A 16,318-nucleotide genomic window follows, 5' to 3' on the forward strand; every position below is an offset into this window, starting at 1 on the left:
GAGCCCGCCGTGAGCGGTGGCGTACCGGACCGAGATGGATCGGATGACGATCGATGCGTGCACATGGCCGCACGCGTACGCCGTATCTTGTTTCGAGAACAAAGTATCGCCATACTATGTGCTGTTCAATCGGCATATTGGAGAATTCGTACTAGTACATTTAAGAAGTCGACTAGTACACTGGCTCGTCGAGCATCGCACTGTCGGACAGGGGAACCATGTCATCGACGCAGCGGCCAAGTCCGCCGTACCGAGTGATCGCCGCGGAGATCCGTGCCCGGATCGAGAGGGGTGATCTCAGACCCGGAGATCGGGTGCCCTCCATCCGGCAGATCGCCCAGCGTTGGGGCGTGGCAGTCGCAACCGCGACCCGGGCAGCGGCGGTCCTCCGCGAGGAAGGGTTGGTCGAACCGAGGGTCGGTGCAGGCACCGTGGTCAGTGCCAGCGCACACGGCAGTCACGAGCTGCCTGCCAAGCAGGCCACGCCCGAGATGCCTACGGCAGCGGAACTTCACGGGCCCGGACCCGCCGAGCAGTCGGCGAAACGGACGCGGCTGTTGCAGGCGGCCATCATGGTCGCCGACACCGAGGGGCTCGACGCGGTGTCGATGCGGCGACTTGCCGCCCACTTGGGCGTCGGCCCGATGTCGTTGTACCGAAACGTCGCGAACAAGGAAGAACTGCTGATGCAGATGGCCGACAGCGCTTTCGGTGAGATCGTCCTCCCCCGAGAAGGGCCAGAAGGCTGGCGCGCCAAACTCGAACTGATCGCCCGCGAGGAGTGGAAACTGTCCCGGCGACATCTCTGGCTTCCCAAAGTTGTCTCGTTCACCCGGCCGCTCCTCGCGCCGAACATGATGGCGCACACCGAGTGGACACTCCGCGCGCTCGGCGGACTCGGCCTGTCGATGGCCACCCGGATGCGCGAAGCGCTCACCATTCACGCGCTCGTCCTCACCGCTGCCGCATCCCTGGCAGAAGAAGTCGACGCCGAACAGCGCACAGGTATCACGCTCGACCAGTGGCGGGCAACGCAACGGGAGCAAGCACGAAAACTCCCCGACCGCACAAAATTCCCGCTCCTGGCGGAAGTCCCAGGAGGGACAGCTGAAGATCTCAATCGATTGTTCGAATACGGTCTCGCTCGGCATCTCGACGGATTTGCCGCCCTAATCGCCGACAGTTCGAATAGCGAGCCGCGGCGAGGTCCCGACAATTGATCGACATCAGATCCTTTGGGAACGCAGCAGCACTTTGCGCTGCCCCGGTCGGTACCCGCCACGCCTGGTCAGCACGGTGCGGATTACGACCCGGACCTGCACGGCACATCTTGATCGTTGAGCCCGACGATTCCGGCGATACTCGTGCCCTCCCGACGTTGCGCAAACATCCAACGCGCTTGGCCTGCTGTGGCGGGGTCCAGCTCCAATCGCTGCAACCGGTGACCCCACTGTGCGTGTGCTTGGTTCGGGTGCGGGCAGCATCAACCAGCCGTTGCCCATGCGGCGGCCGACCGCCACTTCCCGCCTGCGAGACCTTCTCCAACGAGACGGGCCAAGCAACATCCAGTGACACCCATCACGTCCGCCCATTCAGCTCATCCGCCGTCGAGGACACCGAGCAGCGAGGCTCCTCTTCCCGCTCGCCCGGCCAGCTGACGCGGAACCACCAACTGGGAGCTGCAGGCCCGACCCCAAGACCGAGCTCTCTCCGATCAGTTCAAAGAAGTGGAGCAAGACCAGTGACCTGCCGCAAAACACGTCGTGAGCACCCGAAATCCGGGCGGGGACGACATCGGCGGCCGGCTACCTCAACCCCGTTTGCATCGCCCTGTCCGCAACCCCCTTCGCCTGGACGGATCTTGTGCGACACCTGCGGGCAGAAGCCGGACCTCACCAACCACGAACCCAGGGGCCGACCCCTCGCACAGGGGCGGTCCTTCCGCGCGCTGACGATCCACCCCGTCCACCCCCTAGCCCTCAACGACGGGATGCAGGATACTGCATACAATCTGGCGACTGAGATCGCTGGTGCTTGCAGAGAACGGACGAACGGCCCCTAGGGAGGATCCGGACCATGACGGACGCTGTCACAAAGGCCACGGAAGCGGAGGGGGACGACACGGCTGCCCTGACGGACGGGATCCACCTGGTCGTCGACGCGCTGAAGTTGAACAGGGTCGAGACGATCTACGGTGTCGTCGGCATCCCCATCACGGACCTGGCGCGCCTGGCACAGTCCTCCGGGATCCGCTACATCGGATTCCGGCACGAGAGCGACGCGGCGCATGCGGCCGCGGCGGCCGGGTTCCTGACGCAGAAGGCGGGGATCTGCCTGACGGTCTCCGCGCCGGGCTTCCTCAACGGCCTGGTCGGACTCGCGAACGCCACCACCAACTGCTTCCCGATGGTGCAGATCTCCGGCTCCAGCGAGCGGCACATCGTGGACCTGCAGCGCGGTGACTACGAGGAGATGGACCAGCTGGCGGTCGCCAAGCAGTTCTGCAAGGCGGCGTACCGGGTGTCGCGGGCGGAGGACATCGGGCGGGGCATCGCGCGGGCGATCCGTACGGCGGTGAGCGGTCGGCCGGGCGGTGTGTACCTGGACATCCCGGCGGCGGTGCTGGGCGAGATCCTCGACAAGGAGAAGGGCGAGAAGTCCCTGTGGGAGGTCGTGGATCCCGCGCCGAAGCAGATACCCGATTCGGCGGCCGTGGACCGGGCGATCGAGCTGCTGGCCAGCGCGGAGCGGCCGCTGATCGTGCTCGGGAAGGGCGCGGCGTACGCGCGGGCCGATGAGGCGATCCGGCAGTTCGTGGAGTCGAGCGGGATTCCGTACGTGCCCATGTCGATGGCCAAGGGGCTGCTGCCGGACGACCACCCGCAGTCGGCGGCGACCGCGCGGTCGCTGGCACTGAAGCAGGCGGACGTCGTGCTGCTGGTCGGGGCGCGGCTGAACTGGCTGCTCGGGCACGGGGATGCGCCGCAGTGGAACCCGGACGCGAAGTTCATCCAGGTCGACATCGCGGCGAACGAGATGGACTCCAACCAGCCGATCGCCGCCCCGCTGGTCGGCGACATCGGCTCGGTGATGGACGCGCTGGTGGAGCGGACGAAACCCGGGCAGATCGCGGCGCCTTCCGCGTGGCGGGAGGAGCTGGGCGAGAAGTCCGCGGCGAACGTGGCGAAGATGGCCAAGCGGCTGGAGGCGGCGAAGACCGCGCAGCCGATGAAGTTCCTGGGCGCACTCCAAGCCATCCGCGACGTGATCGCCGAGCACCCGGAGGCGTACGTCGTCAACGAGGGCGCCAACGCCCTTGACCTGGCCCGCAATACGATCCCGATGGCCGTGCCGCGGCACCGGTTGGACTCCGGCACGTGGGGCGTGATGGGCATCGGCATGGGCTACGCCATCGCGGCCGCGGTGGAGACGGGGCAGCCGGTGATCGCCATCGAGGGCGATTCGGCGTTCGGCTTCTCCGGCATGGAGGCCGAGGTCATCACCCGCTACGACCTGCCGGTGATCACGCTGGTGCTCAACAACAGCGGCGTGTACCGCGGTGACGATGCCTCCCCGTCGGGCGACCCAGCGCCTACGTACCTGCGGGCGCGGCACGACGTCCTCATGCAGGCGTTCGGCGGTACGGGATACCAGGCCACGACCCCCGACCAGGTCGGCGAGATGCTGCGGAAGGCCCTCGCGGAGGGCAAGCCAGCGCTGATCGACTGCGTCATCGACCCGGCGGACGGCACCGAGTCCGGCAACATCAAACACCTCAACCCGAAGGGCCTCACCTCGAAGAAGTGAGCCCTGCCCGACCAGCGGCACCCGAGGGCTGACGGCTCCGGGTGCCGCTGATCAGGCTCTCGTCGCGTCTGTCCCATCAGGACGTCCCAAGTGGACCCCCGCAGGACAGGCGGGAGGACAAAAGCCTCCTGCCTCAACCGATTTCGGCAAGCAGAAGGCGTGTAATCAGCTGTGACCGGCGATCGGCTTGGGCTGGTAGAGCTCCTCGAGGGAAGCCAGCTCGTCGTCGGAGAGCGGGACATCGACGGCGGCGACGGCGTCCTTGATGTGCCCGAGCTTGGTTGCGCCGACGATCGGTGCCGTCACGGTCGGCTGGTGCAGCAGCCAGGCGAGCGCGATCTGCGCGGCTGCGACGCCATGCTTCTCGGCGACCTGCGCCACGCGGTCGACGATGGCGAAGTCGTTGTCGTCGTACAACGTGTCGCCGAACGAGTCGCTGCGGGCCCGAAGTGTCCGCTTCTCGCCGCCCCGGCCGCGGCTGCCGGTGAGCAACCCGCGGGCGAGCGGGCTCCACGGGATCACGCCGACACCCAGGTCCTGGCAGAGCGGCAGCATCTCCCGCTCCTCCTCGCGGTAGACCAGGTTGTAGTGGTTCTGCATGGACACGAACCTGGTCCACCCGTGGGTCGAGGCGGTGTACTGCGCCTTGCTGAACTGCCAGGCGTACATGCTGGACGCGCCGATGTAGCGAGCCTTCCCGGCACGTACGACGTCGTGCAGCGCCTCCATCGTCTCCTCGACCGGCGTCTGCGGGTCGAAGCGATGGATCTGGTACAGGTCGACGTGGTCGGTCCCGAGCCGACGCAGGGAGGCATCGATCGCGTCCATGATGTGGCCGCGGGACAGCCCGCGGTCGTTCGGGCCGTCACCCATGGCGCCGTGCACCTTGGTGGCGAGCACGTAATCCTCGCGGCGGGTGAAGAAGCGGCTGAGCAGTCGGCCGGTGATCTCCTCACTCCGGCCGAGGGAATACACGTCCGCGGTGTCGTAGAACGTGATCCCCGCCTCGGCCGCGGCACGGACGAACGGTTCGGCGGCGTCCTCGTCGAGCGACCACTCGCGAAGCTTCGGGTCGCCGTAGCTCATCATTCCCAGGCAGATCCTGGACACCTTCAGTCCGGTGCCACCCAACCGCACGTACTCCATTGCGAACCTCCGGTCATCCTTCGATCGCGGACATCGTCGGCGCTAGCCGCTCGTTTCCAGGTCGTACGAGCGGCAGGATGCGGTCGCCGACCGTCGCCGCACACGATAATCAACATCCCTACGGGACGAAGAACTCCAGGAGCAGCCGGGGCGTTCCCTCGGTCGGTTGGATGGTCGCGCGCCGCGAGGACGGGGACCTGACCCACCGGTTCCTGGGCCTCTCAACCAGCAAGCATGACATCGACCCGCACACGCTGACCGTACACGCCGCCGAGGTCGAGACGCACGACTGCTCCGGCTTCCAACACGACTGCCTGAGGTAGTTGTTCGCCTCGGGGCGCACGGTCCTCTTGAGGGCCCGCTGGAGCCAACAGTTGTAGGTAGGTCATGTCAGCAGTTCCCTCATCGGTCGAGCCAGGTCGTCGCGAAGAACATGTCGCGGGATATGTAGCGGTCAACGCCCTTGACTTCGGGCCTGGTGATGGTGGATAGGTTGCTGTGGCTGAAGTATGCGAACACGAGATCCTGTCCCGTGAGCTGCTCGACCTGCTGATAGGCCCGTTTGTGCGCGGACGGGTCCATGGTGCCCGCAGCCTCGTCCAGCAGTGCGTCGACCTGGGGATTCGAGTACTTGCCGAAGTTGTTGGGCGCTCCGGTGTGCAGTAGACGCCAAACAGCTGGGTACGGGGTATCGATTGTTCCCACACAAGTCGTGGCCTGGAAGTCGCCGCTCTGCACGACTTGGGAGGAGAACTGCGCGAGGTCGTAGAACCGCAGGTCGACGCGGATACCGACCGCGGCCATCTGGGCCTGCAGGAACTCGCCAAACTCCACCCGGTTCGGCGCGTTCGACGTCTTGAAGCTGAAGTTCGGGTTCCCTCCGCTTCCCGTGTATTCCTGGATCAGCTGCTTGGACTTCTCCGGATCGAACTTCGGCCACGCGTCCGACGCCGCCTGCGCATGGTACGGGCTATCCGTGTTGAACAGGCTGTCCGCCGGGACGAGCCTGCCGTTGTACAGACTCGCACCCAACGCGGGAATGTTCATCGCTCGGATGACTGCCTCAAGCATTCGGCGATCGTTAAACGGTGGCCGGTTGAAGTTGTAGAGCAGGTATTCACCGAGATCGCCAGGCCCGTAGTAGAACTTCAACTTCTGGTCGCGCATGGCGCGGATCAGCTCATCGTTGTAACCACCGAAAATCAGGTCGACGTCACCGTTCCGCATCGACGCGTACCGCGTCTCGGTGTCCGGCAACGGCCGGAACTCCAAATTATCCAAATATGGGCGAAGAGCGCGGGAAACGCTCCCAACGGAGTTTTGAGCTCGAACTCCACGGTCAACGGGTCGACCGCGCATGGACGCGATCTCTCGGGCGGAGCTGTACGCGGGTGACGAGGCCTTGTCGATGTGTCGTTGCGCCTACAGCCAAGATCACCCAAATACCGAAAGGTCATGAATCAGAGGTTTGGTCAGCGGGCGGTCAAACGATCAATGGTTGGTGAAATCGAAAAGTACTTCGGGTGACCATGCAGGTGTACCGACTCCGCCCGCCGAACTTCGAGGGTGCCTACCCGCCTCGTCAAGCCGGGTGCGCGGTACCAGCCGATCGTGCGCAGCAAGTGTGTGACACCGGCGGCCTACCCGCGTGTGTCGGGTGGCGCTAGTCGTTGGTGGGCTGATCGCGGCAGACGCACCCGCGCGTGAGGGCGCGGGACATCGTCGCCGTGCAATACCGGACAGCGATGGGGTCGTGGGCAATCCAGATGTGAGGACACACCGCGCAGAGCTGATTTCCGTCGTCGGTGTGCAACTCTGAACCGCTGGAGAGGGCGCTATTGGATGTCATGGCAACCGTTTTCCGCATCGAGGGCAGCGAAGAAGGCACACGGCACAACTCCCCTCGGCGGAGGAGCTGAGCCGTGGCTCGGTGTCCCCGCCGGTTCCCACCGGTCGAAGCACCTTCTGGGGTTGCTCAGACAGCGCGTACGTCGCTGGCCTGCGGTCCCTTGGGACCCTGCGTGACCTCGTAACTGACCCGCTGGCTCTCATCGAGACTGCGGAAGCCATCCGAGTCGATCGACGAATAGTGCACGAACACGTCCGCGCCGCTGTCGTCGGGCTCGATGAAGCCGAAACCCTTTTCCGAGTTGAACCACTTCACGGTTCCCTGCGCCATGTCTGTCTCCCTAGTTGGCGTGCGAAGTGCGAACAACCACCTCGTGTGGCAGTCCGGGTCGCGGTTCCAGACGGCAACTACTCCAGCAACACCAAAGACAGCAGCTCGCCCGCAACATCATCCTGCGAGCGTGCGCCAACACGGACCCAGAAAACTTACGACCACTGCCGACGCTACCACTCTCAGCTCGCGGCTCGGCTGACGACCGACACCGCCGGTCGCGACTGCTGTACGGTAGGTGAAGCAGAGGATGCCCGATCGGTGCTCCGATCGGCTCCGTGACCAGGGCGGTGCGGCCGCCCGGCGGGTGGACGTTGAACGCCGATTACCAGGGTGCTCTTAATCGTGACGGCGCCAACCTTCGACGCGAATCCGCTCGGTAGTCGGCCCCGCTTTGTCGTTCTGACTACATCCCGTGCGCTCAGCGTTGCGGCCGAGACGGCCAAGGCGTTGGAGCGTCTTCGCATCACCAAACCATGAGGAAGCACACCATCACCGACTCGACCAGATTTCGATCAAGGCGTCACGGCGCACCATCCCGCGAACCGCATGCCTCGCCCGAGACCGGTACGGCTGACGAACGAGTTCAGACCCGTCACACCAGCAGAGACGCCGTGCCTTCCGTGCGATTCCGGCAACCCGAGCCCGACAAGGCCGAACACCACCCAGCTGCGGTCCGCCGCGACGAAGACACGATGCACCAGCTACGCAACCCGTTCGAGGCCGCCCGCCCGACGCCGTGAACCGTCGGCGCTCGTGCCCCCTGGGAGCAAGGACTACCGCGCATCCCACATGACATAGCCCGCGAGCCAAACGCGGGTGCGCCCCAGCTGTCACCAGGCCCGCAACCAGGTTCCGCCGAACTGTCCGATGTGGAACCTCATGAACCCGACCAACTTGGCTGACATCGGATTTGGGATTGGAGCTTCGCATCAAGTGGTGCCGAACTCCCGTGCCGTATTCGCATCGATCGGTCAAGTCTGGAGGTCGACGACGACCTTCAACTCGTCAGGGCCCGTGTCGAAGACATCGGTCCAGTCGCACAGCGGGATCCGGCGGCTGATCAGCGATTCCAGCCAGCTGCGATCCGCGCCGCCCAGCGCCTGCACGGCCTGGTTGTAGTGGCGCAGATTCGCGTTGACGCTGCTCACAACAACGTCGTTGTCCAGCATCAACTCGTTGTCGATCGCCGCCTCCGCAGGAAAGGCGACGGTGCGGTGGCGGCCCGTGAGACCAATCAGCACGGTGATGGCATTGCGCGCGGTATGTTGCAGTACCTCGAACACGACCCTTCCGGATCCGGTCGCCTCGATCACGATGTCCGGATTGCAGCGCAGATCGCCCAGCGAGGTGTGGTAAGTGGCACCCAGCGCGCGTACTAGATCGGGTTTTGGCCCCTCGGTGGCCTCGTCGAGGACGTGCACATCCAAGCCGCGCTGCATGCCGAGCAGAGCGCCGAGCAGACCCATCGGTCCGGCGCTGGTCACCAGGGCGTGGCGGGGAGCGAAGTAGGCGCGTCTACCGACCATGTCGGCCTGTTCCCATGCCTTGGCCACCACCGATGCGGGCTCGGTCAGGACTCCCAGCGCACCGAGCTCAGGGCCGACCTTGATCGCGTATTGGGGCTCGACCGTCCACTGCTGAGCGCCGAATCCGTCCAGTTCCTTGATGCCGCGCTCGGTGTACTCGCCGTTGAGGCAGAAGTCCCACTGCCCAGCGGCACACGCCTCGCACGGCTGTGGGTCCGGGCGCCGGACGACGCCGACCACGTAGTCACCCTCCTGGAAACCGCTGATCCCGGGCGCGTGGACCACCCGACCGACGGATTCGTGGAAAAGAACCATGCGGTCTCGCCCTGGTGGTGAGGCGCCGTGCGCTCGTTCGGTGACATCACGATCGATACCGCAGAATCCCACCAGCAGTCCTTGCACAAGCAACTGCCCCGGCTGCGGAACGGGATCGGGCAGTTCGGTGACCGCCGACAACTCCGGACTGCCCGGCACCACAGTGGCGGCCTTCACCCACAAGCTCCTTCCTCACGTCGGCTGGTACCAACGCAACGACCAGAGCGGCCCGAGACAGAACGCGACAGAACCTCCGGAACAAGTCGCGGCATCAAGATCGTGATCCGCGCCGGACGCCACAGAGTCAAAGTGAAGGTTACCTGCCTTGTGCCCACCGCATGGGGCCGCCACGGTGTGCCGCTGTCAATGGCCAACGGGCGTGCATCCTGCCGCTGTGGACGCGGGTCAAATCGACCCGCTCGCTGCCAAGTGCCGAGTGATCAGCGTGGCGGACCGGACGGCCGTTGGTAGCGCCAACGTAAGGCATTCCGATCAGGACGATCGCCCGCAATCGGCGGCCCGGGAGTGGGGTAACGCACCCAGCGCGCTCAGCTGTCGACCTGGGGTTCGTCGACTACGTCCCATCACACAGGCAACTCTGCTCTCATCCGCCACGCGAATGTCTTCAGAAGGCAACTGGAACTCTGCCAAGCTACGCTTTCCGGCGAGGTGCGTAAGCGTGCATTGGGGACACGCCAGTGCGGATCGGGTGAGGAGTGCGCCATGAAGCACCCCGAGGAATACGCGAGATCAGCCGAGGAGTGCCTGCAGCAGGCGAAGGAGCATTCCACCGAGGAGATCCGACAGACGAACCTGACCGAAGCCGCGGTGTGGGCGCAACTGGCTCAGGCGGCAGCCGCGGTCTACGCCGCCGACCGACGTGAGGCCAACCAGCGGTCTTGACATGGTCCGACACCCGCCGCTAGGTCAGGAAGCTGAACACGGCGCACCAACCGCCCTACCGCAACCTGATCGGATACCGGCTGGGTACGTACGGGCTGCCGGGAAACAGCACCAAGAACTCTCCGCTCGAAGACGAGTGAGGTGGGAGCAGCCCAGTCGTTCACTGGGGCAATCAGCTCGCGCTCAACCGGCTGCCCGCAACGTTACGCCCGCCAAGGCAGGAAAGGAGAAAATCACCGGTCAGCGGTCTCGCTGATGTGGTGTCAGTGCGCCTCGATGTTCGGAGGAAGCTCCGCCGGGGGCGCCGACCAGTCGAGGTCTGCTGGCCGGAGGCGGTAGAGCTGCATGACCTGGCCGAAATACTTGCCGGTCTCGCCAGCCCATTCCATGCCGTTGCGACGCACCGTTTCAGCGGCACGGACGTTGTCGGGGTGGACCACCGCGAACAGCTCGTCGATCTCGTGTTGGAACGCCCACCGCGCCAAGACGAACATCGTCTCGCTGGTATAGCTGTAGTCCCAGGCATCCGGGTGCAGTTGCCAGCCGATTTCGAGGTCCTGGTTGCTGGGTGGCAATGGCAGCAGCGTCGCACCACCGATCACGCGGTCGTCCTCGCGCCGCTGGACGCACCAGTGTCCGGCAGGTGGAAGTGCCCTCATGTCCTCGGCGATCCACTGCCGTAGCAGCAGGCGCATGGCGGTGACGTCGGGAACGCGTTCCATGATCGGGCTCAGCCAACGGGCCACCTCGACGTGTCCGAAGACGTCCAGCGCCGCCTGCGCGTCGTCGATGTGCCAGGTCCGCAGGACCAACCGGTCCGTAACCAGCCGCTGCCCCATAAATCCCACGATAACCGCCGCTGCTGCCCCTGTCCCGCCAACCCCGCGCGGACCTGGGTGTGCTTCCTCGGCTGGCCGAGGGCCTGAAAACCGTGCTTCAACAACGGAAAACGATCGCCGCCGAGGCGGAGGGAACCCTCGATGCGCGTCCGCTTCGGAAAGATCGGGTGGGAATCGGAATGTGGTGGGTTCTCGCCGGGTGCGGAGAACCCACCACTTGTGTTATCCGACGCTCAGCGTGCGATGTGCGCGCTGATTTCGGTTATTCAGTGGTTCGGGAAGTAGGGCTTGTCCTGGCCAGCGTGGAAGTGGTAGCTGGTCCAGTAACCGGCGTGCCATTTGTGGTCGGCGCCCCAGTAGCCGTTGTGCCACTGGTAGTTCCACTGGTCGCGGTTGTTCCAGTAGCCGTTGTTCCAGCCGTCGTCGCGGTCGTGGATCTGCACCGATGCGTTGCTGCTGGCTTCGGCGGAGCCGCGCCCGCTGACGTTGGCGGATGCGTTGCTGCTGGCGTTGACCGAGCCCCGTCCGCTGATGTTGGCGGATGCCTGGCTGTTGGCTTCGGCAGAGCCTCGTCCATTGATCTGGGCCGATGCCTCGCTGGAGGCGTGGGCGTCGGTCGCCGGGGTGGTCTCGGCCGAGGCGACGCCAGCGATTCCGAGCCCGAGTGGGAGCGCGAGGGCTCCTGCGACCAAAACACGGTTGATCTTACGCATCAGAATTGACCTCATTATTTTGGATCATCGAAACGCGTCACCAGGTGACGGATGGCATAACCGAGTCATGTCATCGGCTTGGTGGCCGCGAGACCCGTTTGCGATCTCGCGTACCGATCAACCGCCGAGATCCCTTTGGTAATCCCAAATGGACTGTGTTCAAGCAGACAGGAGCTTTCCTTGCCGTGCACGGAATTCGTCGGGAGACTTCGGATCCGCTACAGGGGAGGCGGGTGATGATCGAGGTAAGAAATGGACCGTTTGGGACGGAAGTGTCTATCGATGCACGGCAATCACGAGTCGCTGTCGGACGACGAAAGTCGTTGCAGGCCAGCAAACCGACCTGGGAATCAGCTGGCTACGCCACGCTTGAACGGGTCCTGGCGAACTGACCGCGTGGCTGCGTACCAGCGGACGAAGTCCGACTGTCGTACTAGGGCCCAGCCACGGAAACCGCGCCAGAGCCGACCTCCCCACATCTCGTGATCGGTCGGCCCGCGGTGGGAAGACCCGGCGTACCTCTGGACAGCCAGAACCTCGCCGGTGGTTGCGAGATTTTGATCTCGCGGTCACGGTATGAGGATGGGCACGGATCAGTCGGTGCGCTGCGAGGTCCCCTACTTCCCGGCCGCCGGGGTGGGATTCGGACTGATGTGGATCGTCGGGCTGGTGTACGTGGGTCTCCAGGGACCCTCCCACCCCGGATACCCCTGGGACCTGCTCGTGTTCTTCGGGCTGCTGCTCCTCACCGTCTGCGGCGGTCTGATCAGGAGCAGGCACGTCGTTCGGGCGGTCGAGTTCACCGAGTCCCAGGTCCGACTGGAACGCCGCGCGGACGTGCGGACGGTGCACATCGCCAACGTGCGAGCGGTGTGGATCGAGCACACCGGCGACACCGCGAGCGGCTACCAGGAGACATCGCTGCGGTTGGAATGGCGCGGTGGAAGCAAATCGGTCGTCTGCTACCACGATCCCGCACTGGGCCAAGCGCTCCTGCGGCTGCTCCCCTCGCACGTCGCCGTGAAAGAGCGGTGGGACCAACTCCGAGAACCGTCGACCGGTTGACGACCAGGTCGTTGGTGCCATCGCCCGGCGGAGTGGCGGACAGGGTCTTCCCCGGTGCTGCCCGGGAACTTGTTGGACACGCTCCGGGGTCTCCCCTTCTCAGCGGTAGGTCGTGCGGATCGAGCGGGCTGCTTCCCTGACGTCCGGGTCGACGTGGCGGCGCAGGGCTTCGAGCCGTTCCGCGCACGCCGGGGTCCAGCCGGTTCGACGTGCCGCCTCGGTGAGCAGCTGGCCCGCCAGGAGCCCCGGCACCGATCCGGCGCGGCCGATCAGGTGCTCGACGACGGCCAGGGTGGTGTCGGGGTCCAGCGGCGTTCTCGCCACCTGCCAGGATTGGTCGCGCCAGCGGTGCGGGCGTTCGTCCACGGCCGCGATCAGCTCGTCCCAGATGGCGAAGTCGGGCGGGCCGTCCAGTGACCGGGACGCCAGGTGCCGCAGCAACGGTACGGTCGCCGCGTGCATCCCCACGGCGCGACACGCGTTGATCAGGATCCTGCACCTGGTGGTCTCGCGCTCGATGTCAGGTTCGGGAATCGCCATGTGCGTTCGGTGCGCCACCAGTTCCGCGAGGCGGTGCCAGGCAGTCGGATCACCGGCCGTGATGTCGGTGACCAGCCGGTCGACCAGGGCCGCCAGCGCCCGGTGCCGGTGGGCGACCAACGCGGACACCGTCTGGAACAGCTCCTGCGGAGCATCTGCCGAGACCAGCCGGGGAAGTTCGTCGATCGCGTCCGGGGCGTGCTTCCACCAGGCGGCGTAGGCAGTGGCGACGGCAGCAGGCACGTCGGGGTCGCTGGTGAGGACATCGGCCAGGACCTGGGCCAGGACCGGGCGCTGACCGGGTGCGAGGCGGCTCGGCGGCACCGCGAGAACGACATCGCGCACGCGCGCGGGCGAGCGGATCGCCTCGGCTACCACCACCGGAACGCGGTCGTCCTCGCCCAGGAACCCGACCAGAGCAGCGGCCGTGGCCGCTCGGACGTCGTCGTGCCGGGCGGCGGCCCACGCCTCCACGAGCACGTCGACAGCCCCGGCGGGACGACGGTCGCCCAACAGCCTCGCCGCTTCTCTCGCGGCGCCGACCGAGCCGTTGACCAGCACCGGGCCGAGGCTTTCGATGGCTGCGCCGTCGGGCAGGGAATCCAGTGCCGCCCCGAGTGCGCGCACTGCGGCACGAGCGGCGGGTCCGGCCGGTCCGCCCGCGTGGTGGAGCAACACCGGCAGCGCCTGCTCGGGATCGGTGGATCCCAATGCGATCAGCGCGGCTGCGGCCACGGGCTGCGCAGCGGTTTCCGCGATCGACGTCAAAGTGTTCGGATCGGTCACGAATCCCGCTGCGGATTCCCGTTCCCGCAAACCGGTTTCCGGATCGTGGGCCACAGCCGCGGCGTGCGCCTCGATAGCGGCCGACTGCGTCGGCGTCCATCTGCCGAGCCGACTGGGCGGCACGGCAGGCAACGGTTCGCCGGTCTCCAGCAAGCGGTCGAGCAGGTCGGTCCGGCGGGTCGAAACGACCTGCCAGAGCACGTCGGCCCTGCCGAGCGCGGATCGTGCGCGACGAGTTCGCCGACGCGCTGGTCCCGTGTGGCGGGGTCGGCGACCCATCGCCGCGCCGCTGCTGCTGCGTCCGCCGGATTCGCTGCGGTGCGGGCGATTTCGCCGATCAGCGCTTCGAGTTCAGGTGCGGAAGCCAGCTTTTCGCCGAACAACCCGGCAACCCGCAACGCCGCTGAGTACCGGCCGCTGCGGGCATCGTGCAGCACTCGCTCGCGCAACTCGGCCCACAACTGCGGACCAGCGGTGACTTGGTGTTGTGCGGAGAACTGACCGGGTGATCTCGGATCTGCATGCAACCGGGCGGCCAGCCCCTGGAGAGTTGTGACCCGCTCCGCGAGTCCGCGAGCCAGCGCGCCGGTGAGGGAACGCACCAGCCACCGCGACACCAGGACGAAGGTCTCCCGAGTGGCGTCGCGGGACGCGACCGTAGCGACCACCGCTTCCCGCACCACCTCCAGCGGCACGGCGGACAACAGCCGGGCTGGTGCGTCGGCGACCGGGCGCAGGGCGGAGGCGCGGACCACGTCCTGGTCGGACCAGGCGCGCCTGGCGGCACGGAGGGCTTCGGTGAACGCGTCCGGATCGCGCTCGGCCACCGCGCAGGTCAGCAGCGTCGCCCAGGCGACGCGACGTTCCTGGTAGCGGTGGCTGGACGTGGCTTCCAGCAGCGGTGCGGCGGCCTCGCTGTAGGGCAGGGCCCCGGTGATCTCCAAATGGCGCCAGGAGCGCTCGCTTCTGCTCTCGGCCAGAATCCGGCGCGCCAGCTCGATCCGGTCCGGATCAGGCAATTCCCGCAGTTCGCCGACCGCGATGGTGGCTGTCAGCTGCTCGCCCGGATGAGCCAGCTCCACGACCTGCCGCCGGATCTGGATCGGCAGTGCGCGCAGCAGGCAGGCGCGCCCCGGGCCGCGTCCGAACCAGGACAACAGGTTCGCGATTTGGTCGACGCTCAGCGCCGCGATTGCCCGCCGTGCGACCGCGGGCAACGTGACGCCTTCATACCCGAGGGAGCGCAGCAGCGTTCGGCCGTCCCAGCGCAGCAGCTCCGCTGGCTCGGACAACAGCGCCCCAGTCAGCCGCGGGTCGCGCGTGAGCATCGAGCAGACCCTCGGCTGGTCCCGCAACAGCCGGGCGACGACCAACGGCTTTTCGGTCGCAAGCAGGGCCAGCAGATTCCGGTGTCCGCGCAACCACCTCGACAGCTCCTGCCCATCGCGGTCGGCAGCTTCGCCTGCGACGTACTCCGCCACAGCGGCAGGTGCGTTGCGGACGAGCCGGTGCAGCACACCCACCCCTGCGCCGACTTCGGGAAGCCAGCGTGCGACGACCTCCGGTGAACAGGCGGGCAGGAGTGCGGCGGCGTCTCCGGGACCGTGCCGCCGGTGAACCTCCGCGATCAACTCGTCGGCGAGTGCCCGACGGCGCGACCGCCGCAGAACGCCGTACACGGCAACCCGATCCCGCGGTGCTCCCCGCACGACGAGTTCGGCCAGCGGCGAATCCGGGATCGGCAGACGAACAGTCGCGGCCAACGCGCGTGGGCGCAGGACGGGATCGGCCAGCGCCCGCTCGACGAAGTCCAGGTCGCGGCGCACCACAGCCAAGTGCAGGGCGATGTGGCGCTCATGATCCCCAGCTGCGTCCAACGCACGGCGAACCGCGGCGTACTCGCTTTCCGACAACGCCAGGGCGTGCTCAGCCAGAGCGCGCATCCGGGCCGGGAACGGCAGCGATTCGAACTTGTCCCAGAAGGACATTGATGACATGGTGCCGGGCTCGACGGCTCGCGGCTCGTGCGGCGCGCTCACGCGGCGGCGGTCATGTCATCCCTCCGTGTACTCACAGCGCCATGATGCCGATCAAGACTTCGTTCCGCAACCAGTTTCGCGAGGCTGAGGCGCCCTGGGAGCGACCTCCGTCCGAACTCAACGAGACATGTGTTCAGGTCCGCACATTCGGGATGTTGACGGCTGAATCACGTGGTGGCATGGCGTACCTGACCGATCGCACTGCAGGTGGATCTCGTGGTCGGTTTTGGGTTGATTCGATGACCGCGCGAGTCCTGCCAGGCTCGGTCGTCACTGATGAACGCGATGGGGACCGCGCGCGTGCGCGCGGGAGCCGTTCTTCCGGTGGATTGCACGCGAACCCGGGTTGCAGCAGGCTACCCGAGGGAGCGCCACTGTGACCGCCGCCACCGGGTCTCTTGCTGCGAGCACCGCAGGGAAGGCGACTCCCGCCGCGGGCAGTGACCGGGAGGCCAGA

14 protein-coding genes are annotated in these 16,318 nt (G+C 66.3%); 5 read left to right on the top strand and 9 right to left on the bottom strand.

Annotated elements, in window-relative coordinates:
* Positions 1-218 precede the first annotated feature (218 nt).
* Both MOQ72_RS19955 and oxc read left to right on the top strand, forming a co-directional pair.
* Entirely contained in the window at positions 219-1,220 is a 1,002-nt protein-coding gene (locus MOQ72_RS19955; RefSeq protein ID WP_242185394.1) for a TetR/AcrR family transcriptional regulator C-terminal domain-containing protein, read from the top strand.
* A gap of 856 nt (positions 1,221-2,076) precedes the next feature.
* The gene (oxc, locus tag MOQ72_RS19960) at positions 2,077-3,807 is read left to right on the top strand and encodes an oxalyl-CoA decarboxylase (protein ID WP_242185395.1); all 1,731 of its coding nucleotides are present in this window, start codon (positions 2,077-2,079) and stop codon (positions 3,805-3,807) included.
* Positions 3,808-3,972: 165 nt separating this feature from the next.
* Here oxc and MOQ72_RS19965 read toward each other — a convergent pair whose 3' ends face one another.
* The 4 genes from MOQ72_RS19965 to MOQ72_RS19975 form a co-directional block, all read right to left on the bottom strand.
* Entirely contained in the window at positions 3,973-4,953 is a 981-nt protein-coding gene (locus MOQ72_RS19965; RefSeq protein ID WP_242185396.1) for an aldo/keto reductase, read from the bottom strand.
* Between the two features lie 402 nt (positions 4,954-5,355).
* Positions 5,356-6,312 carry an ABC transporter substrate-binding protein gene (locus MOQ72_RS19970; RefSeq protein WP_277954372.1) on the bottom strand — a complete coding sequence of 319 codons (957 nt, stop codon included), beginning with the start codon at positions 6,310-6,312 and terminating at the stop codon, positions 5,356-5,358.
* A gap of 304 nt (positions 6,313-6,616) precedes the next feature.
* Positions 6,617-6,820, bottom strand: coding sequence for an RGCVC family protein (locus MOQ72_RS45650; protein ID WP_372495479.1), 204 nt, complete (start codon positions 6,818-6,820; stop codon positions 6,617-6,619).
* A gap of 108 nt (positions 6,821-6,928) precedes the next feature.
* Complete coding sequence (locus tag MOQ72_RS19975) at positions 6,929-7,132, bottom strand: cold-shock protein (protein WP_242185398.1); 204 nt, start codon at positions 7,130-7,132, stop codon at positions 6,929-6,931.
* Between the two features lie 614 nt (positions 7,133-7,746).
* Here MOQ72_RS19975 and MOQ72_RS44555 point away from each other — a divergent pair.
* Complete coding sequence (locus tag MOQ72_RS44555; protein WP_277954373.1) at positions 7,747-7,875, top strand: hypothetical protein; 129 nt, start codon at positions 7,747-7,749, stop codon at positions 7,873-7,875.
* Between the two features lie 231 nt (positions 7,876-8,106).
* Here MOQ72_RS44555 and MOQ72_RS19980 read toward each other — a convergent pair whose 3' ends face one another.
* A complete protein-coding gene (locus MOQ72_RS19980; RefSeq protein WP_242185399.1) occupies positions 8,107-9,153 on the bottom strand; it encodes a glucose 1-dehydrogenase in 1,047 nt (348 codons plus the stop codon).
* Between the two features lie 546 nt (positions 9,154-9,699).
* Between MOQ72_RS19980 and MOQ72_RS19985 the strand changes: the two genes are divergently transcribed.
* Positions 9,700-9,879 carry a hypothetical protein gene (locus MOQ72_RS19985; RefSeq protein ID WP_242185401.1) on the top strand — a complete coding sequence of 60 codons (180 nt, stop codon included), beginning with the start codon at positions 9,700-9,702 and terminating at the stop codon, positions 9,877-9,879.
* Between the two features lie 263 nt (positions 9,880-10,142).
* Here MOQ72_RS19985 and MOQ72_RS19990 read toward each other — a convergent pair whose 3' ends face one another.
* On the bottom strand, positions 10,143-10,718 hold the full coding sequence (locus MOQ72_RS19990) for a GNAT family N-acetyltransferase (RefSeq protein WP_242185402.1): 576 nt from the start codon (positions 10,716-10,718) through the stop codon (positions 10,143-10,145).
* 266 nt (positions 10,719-10,984) lie between these two features.
* Positions 10,985-11,431 (bottom strand): head GIN domain-containing protein, encoded by a 447-nt coding sequence (locus MOQ72_RS19995; protein WP_242185494.1) that lies wholly within the window; start codon positions 11,429-11,431, stop codon positions 10,985-10,987.
* Between the two features lie 582 nt (positions 11,432-12,013).
* Between MOQ72_RS19995 and MOQ72_RS20000 the strand changes: the two genes are divergently transcribed.
* A complete protein-coding gene (locus MOQ72_RS20000; protein ID WP_242185403.1) occupies positions 12,014-12,496 on the top strand; it encodes a hypothetical protein in 483 nt (160 codons plus the stop codon).
* 99 nt (positions 12,497-12,595) lie between these two features.
* Here the strand turns inward: MOQ72_RS20000 and MOQ72_RS20005 are convergent, their stop codons facing one another.
* Positions 12,596-13,822, bottom strand: a complete 1,227-nt coding sequence (locus MOQ72_RS20005) for a hypothetical protein (RefSeq protein WP_242185404.1) — start codon at positions 13,820-13,822, stop codon at positions 12,596-12,598.
* On the bottom strand, positions 13,819-15,810 hold the full coding sequence (locus MOQ72_RS20010) for a hypothetical protein (protein ID WP_242185405.1): 1,992 nt from the start codon (positions 15,808-15,810) through the stop codon (positions 13,819-13,821). Before MOQ72_RS20010 ends, MOQ72_RS20005 begins: the two co-directional genes overlap by 4 nt.
* Positions 15,811-16,318 lie beyond the last annotated feature (508 nt).

The organism is Saccharopolyspora soli (assembly GCF_022678645.1).
Taxonomy (GTDB): domain Bacteria; phylum Actinomycetota; class Actinomycetes; order Mycobacteriales; family Pseudonocardiaceae; genus Saccharopolyspora; species Saccharopolyspora soli.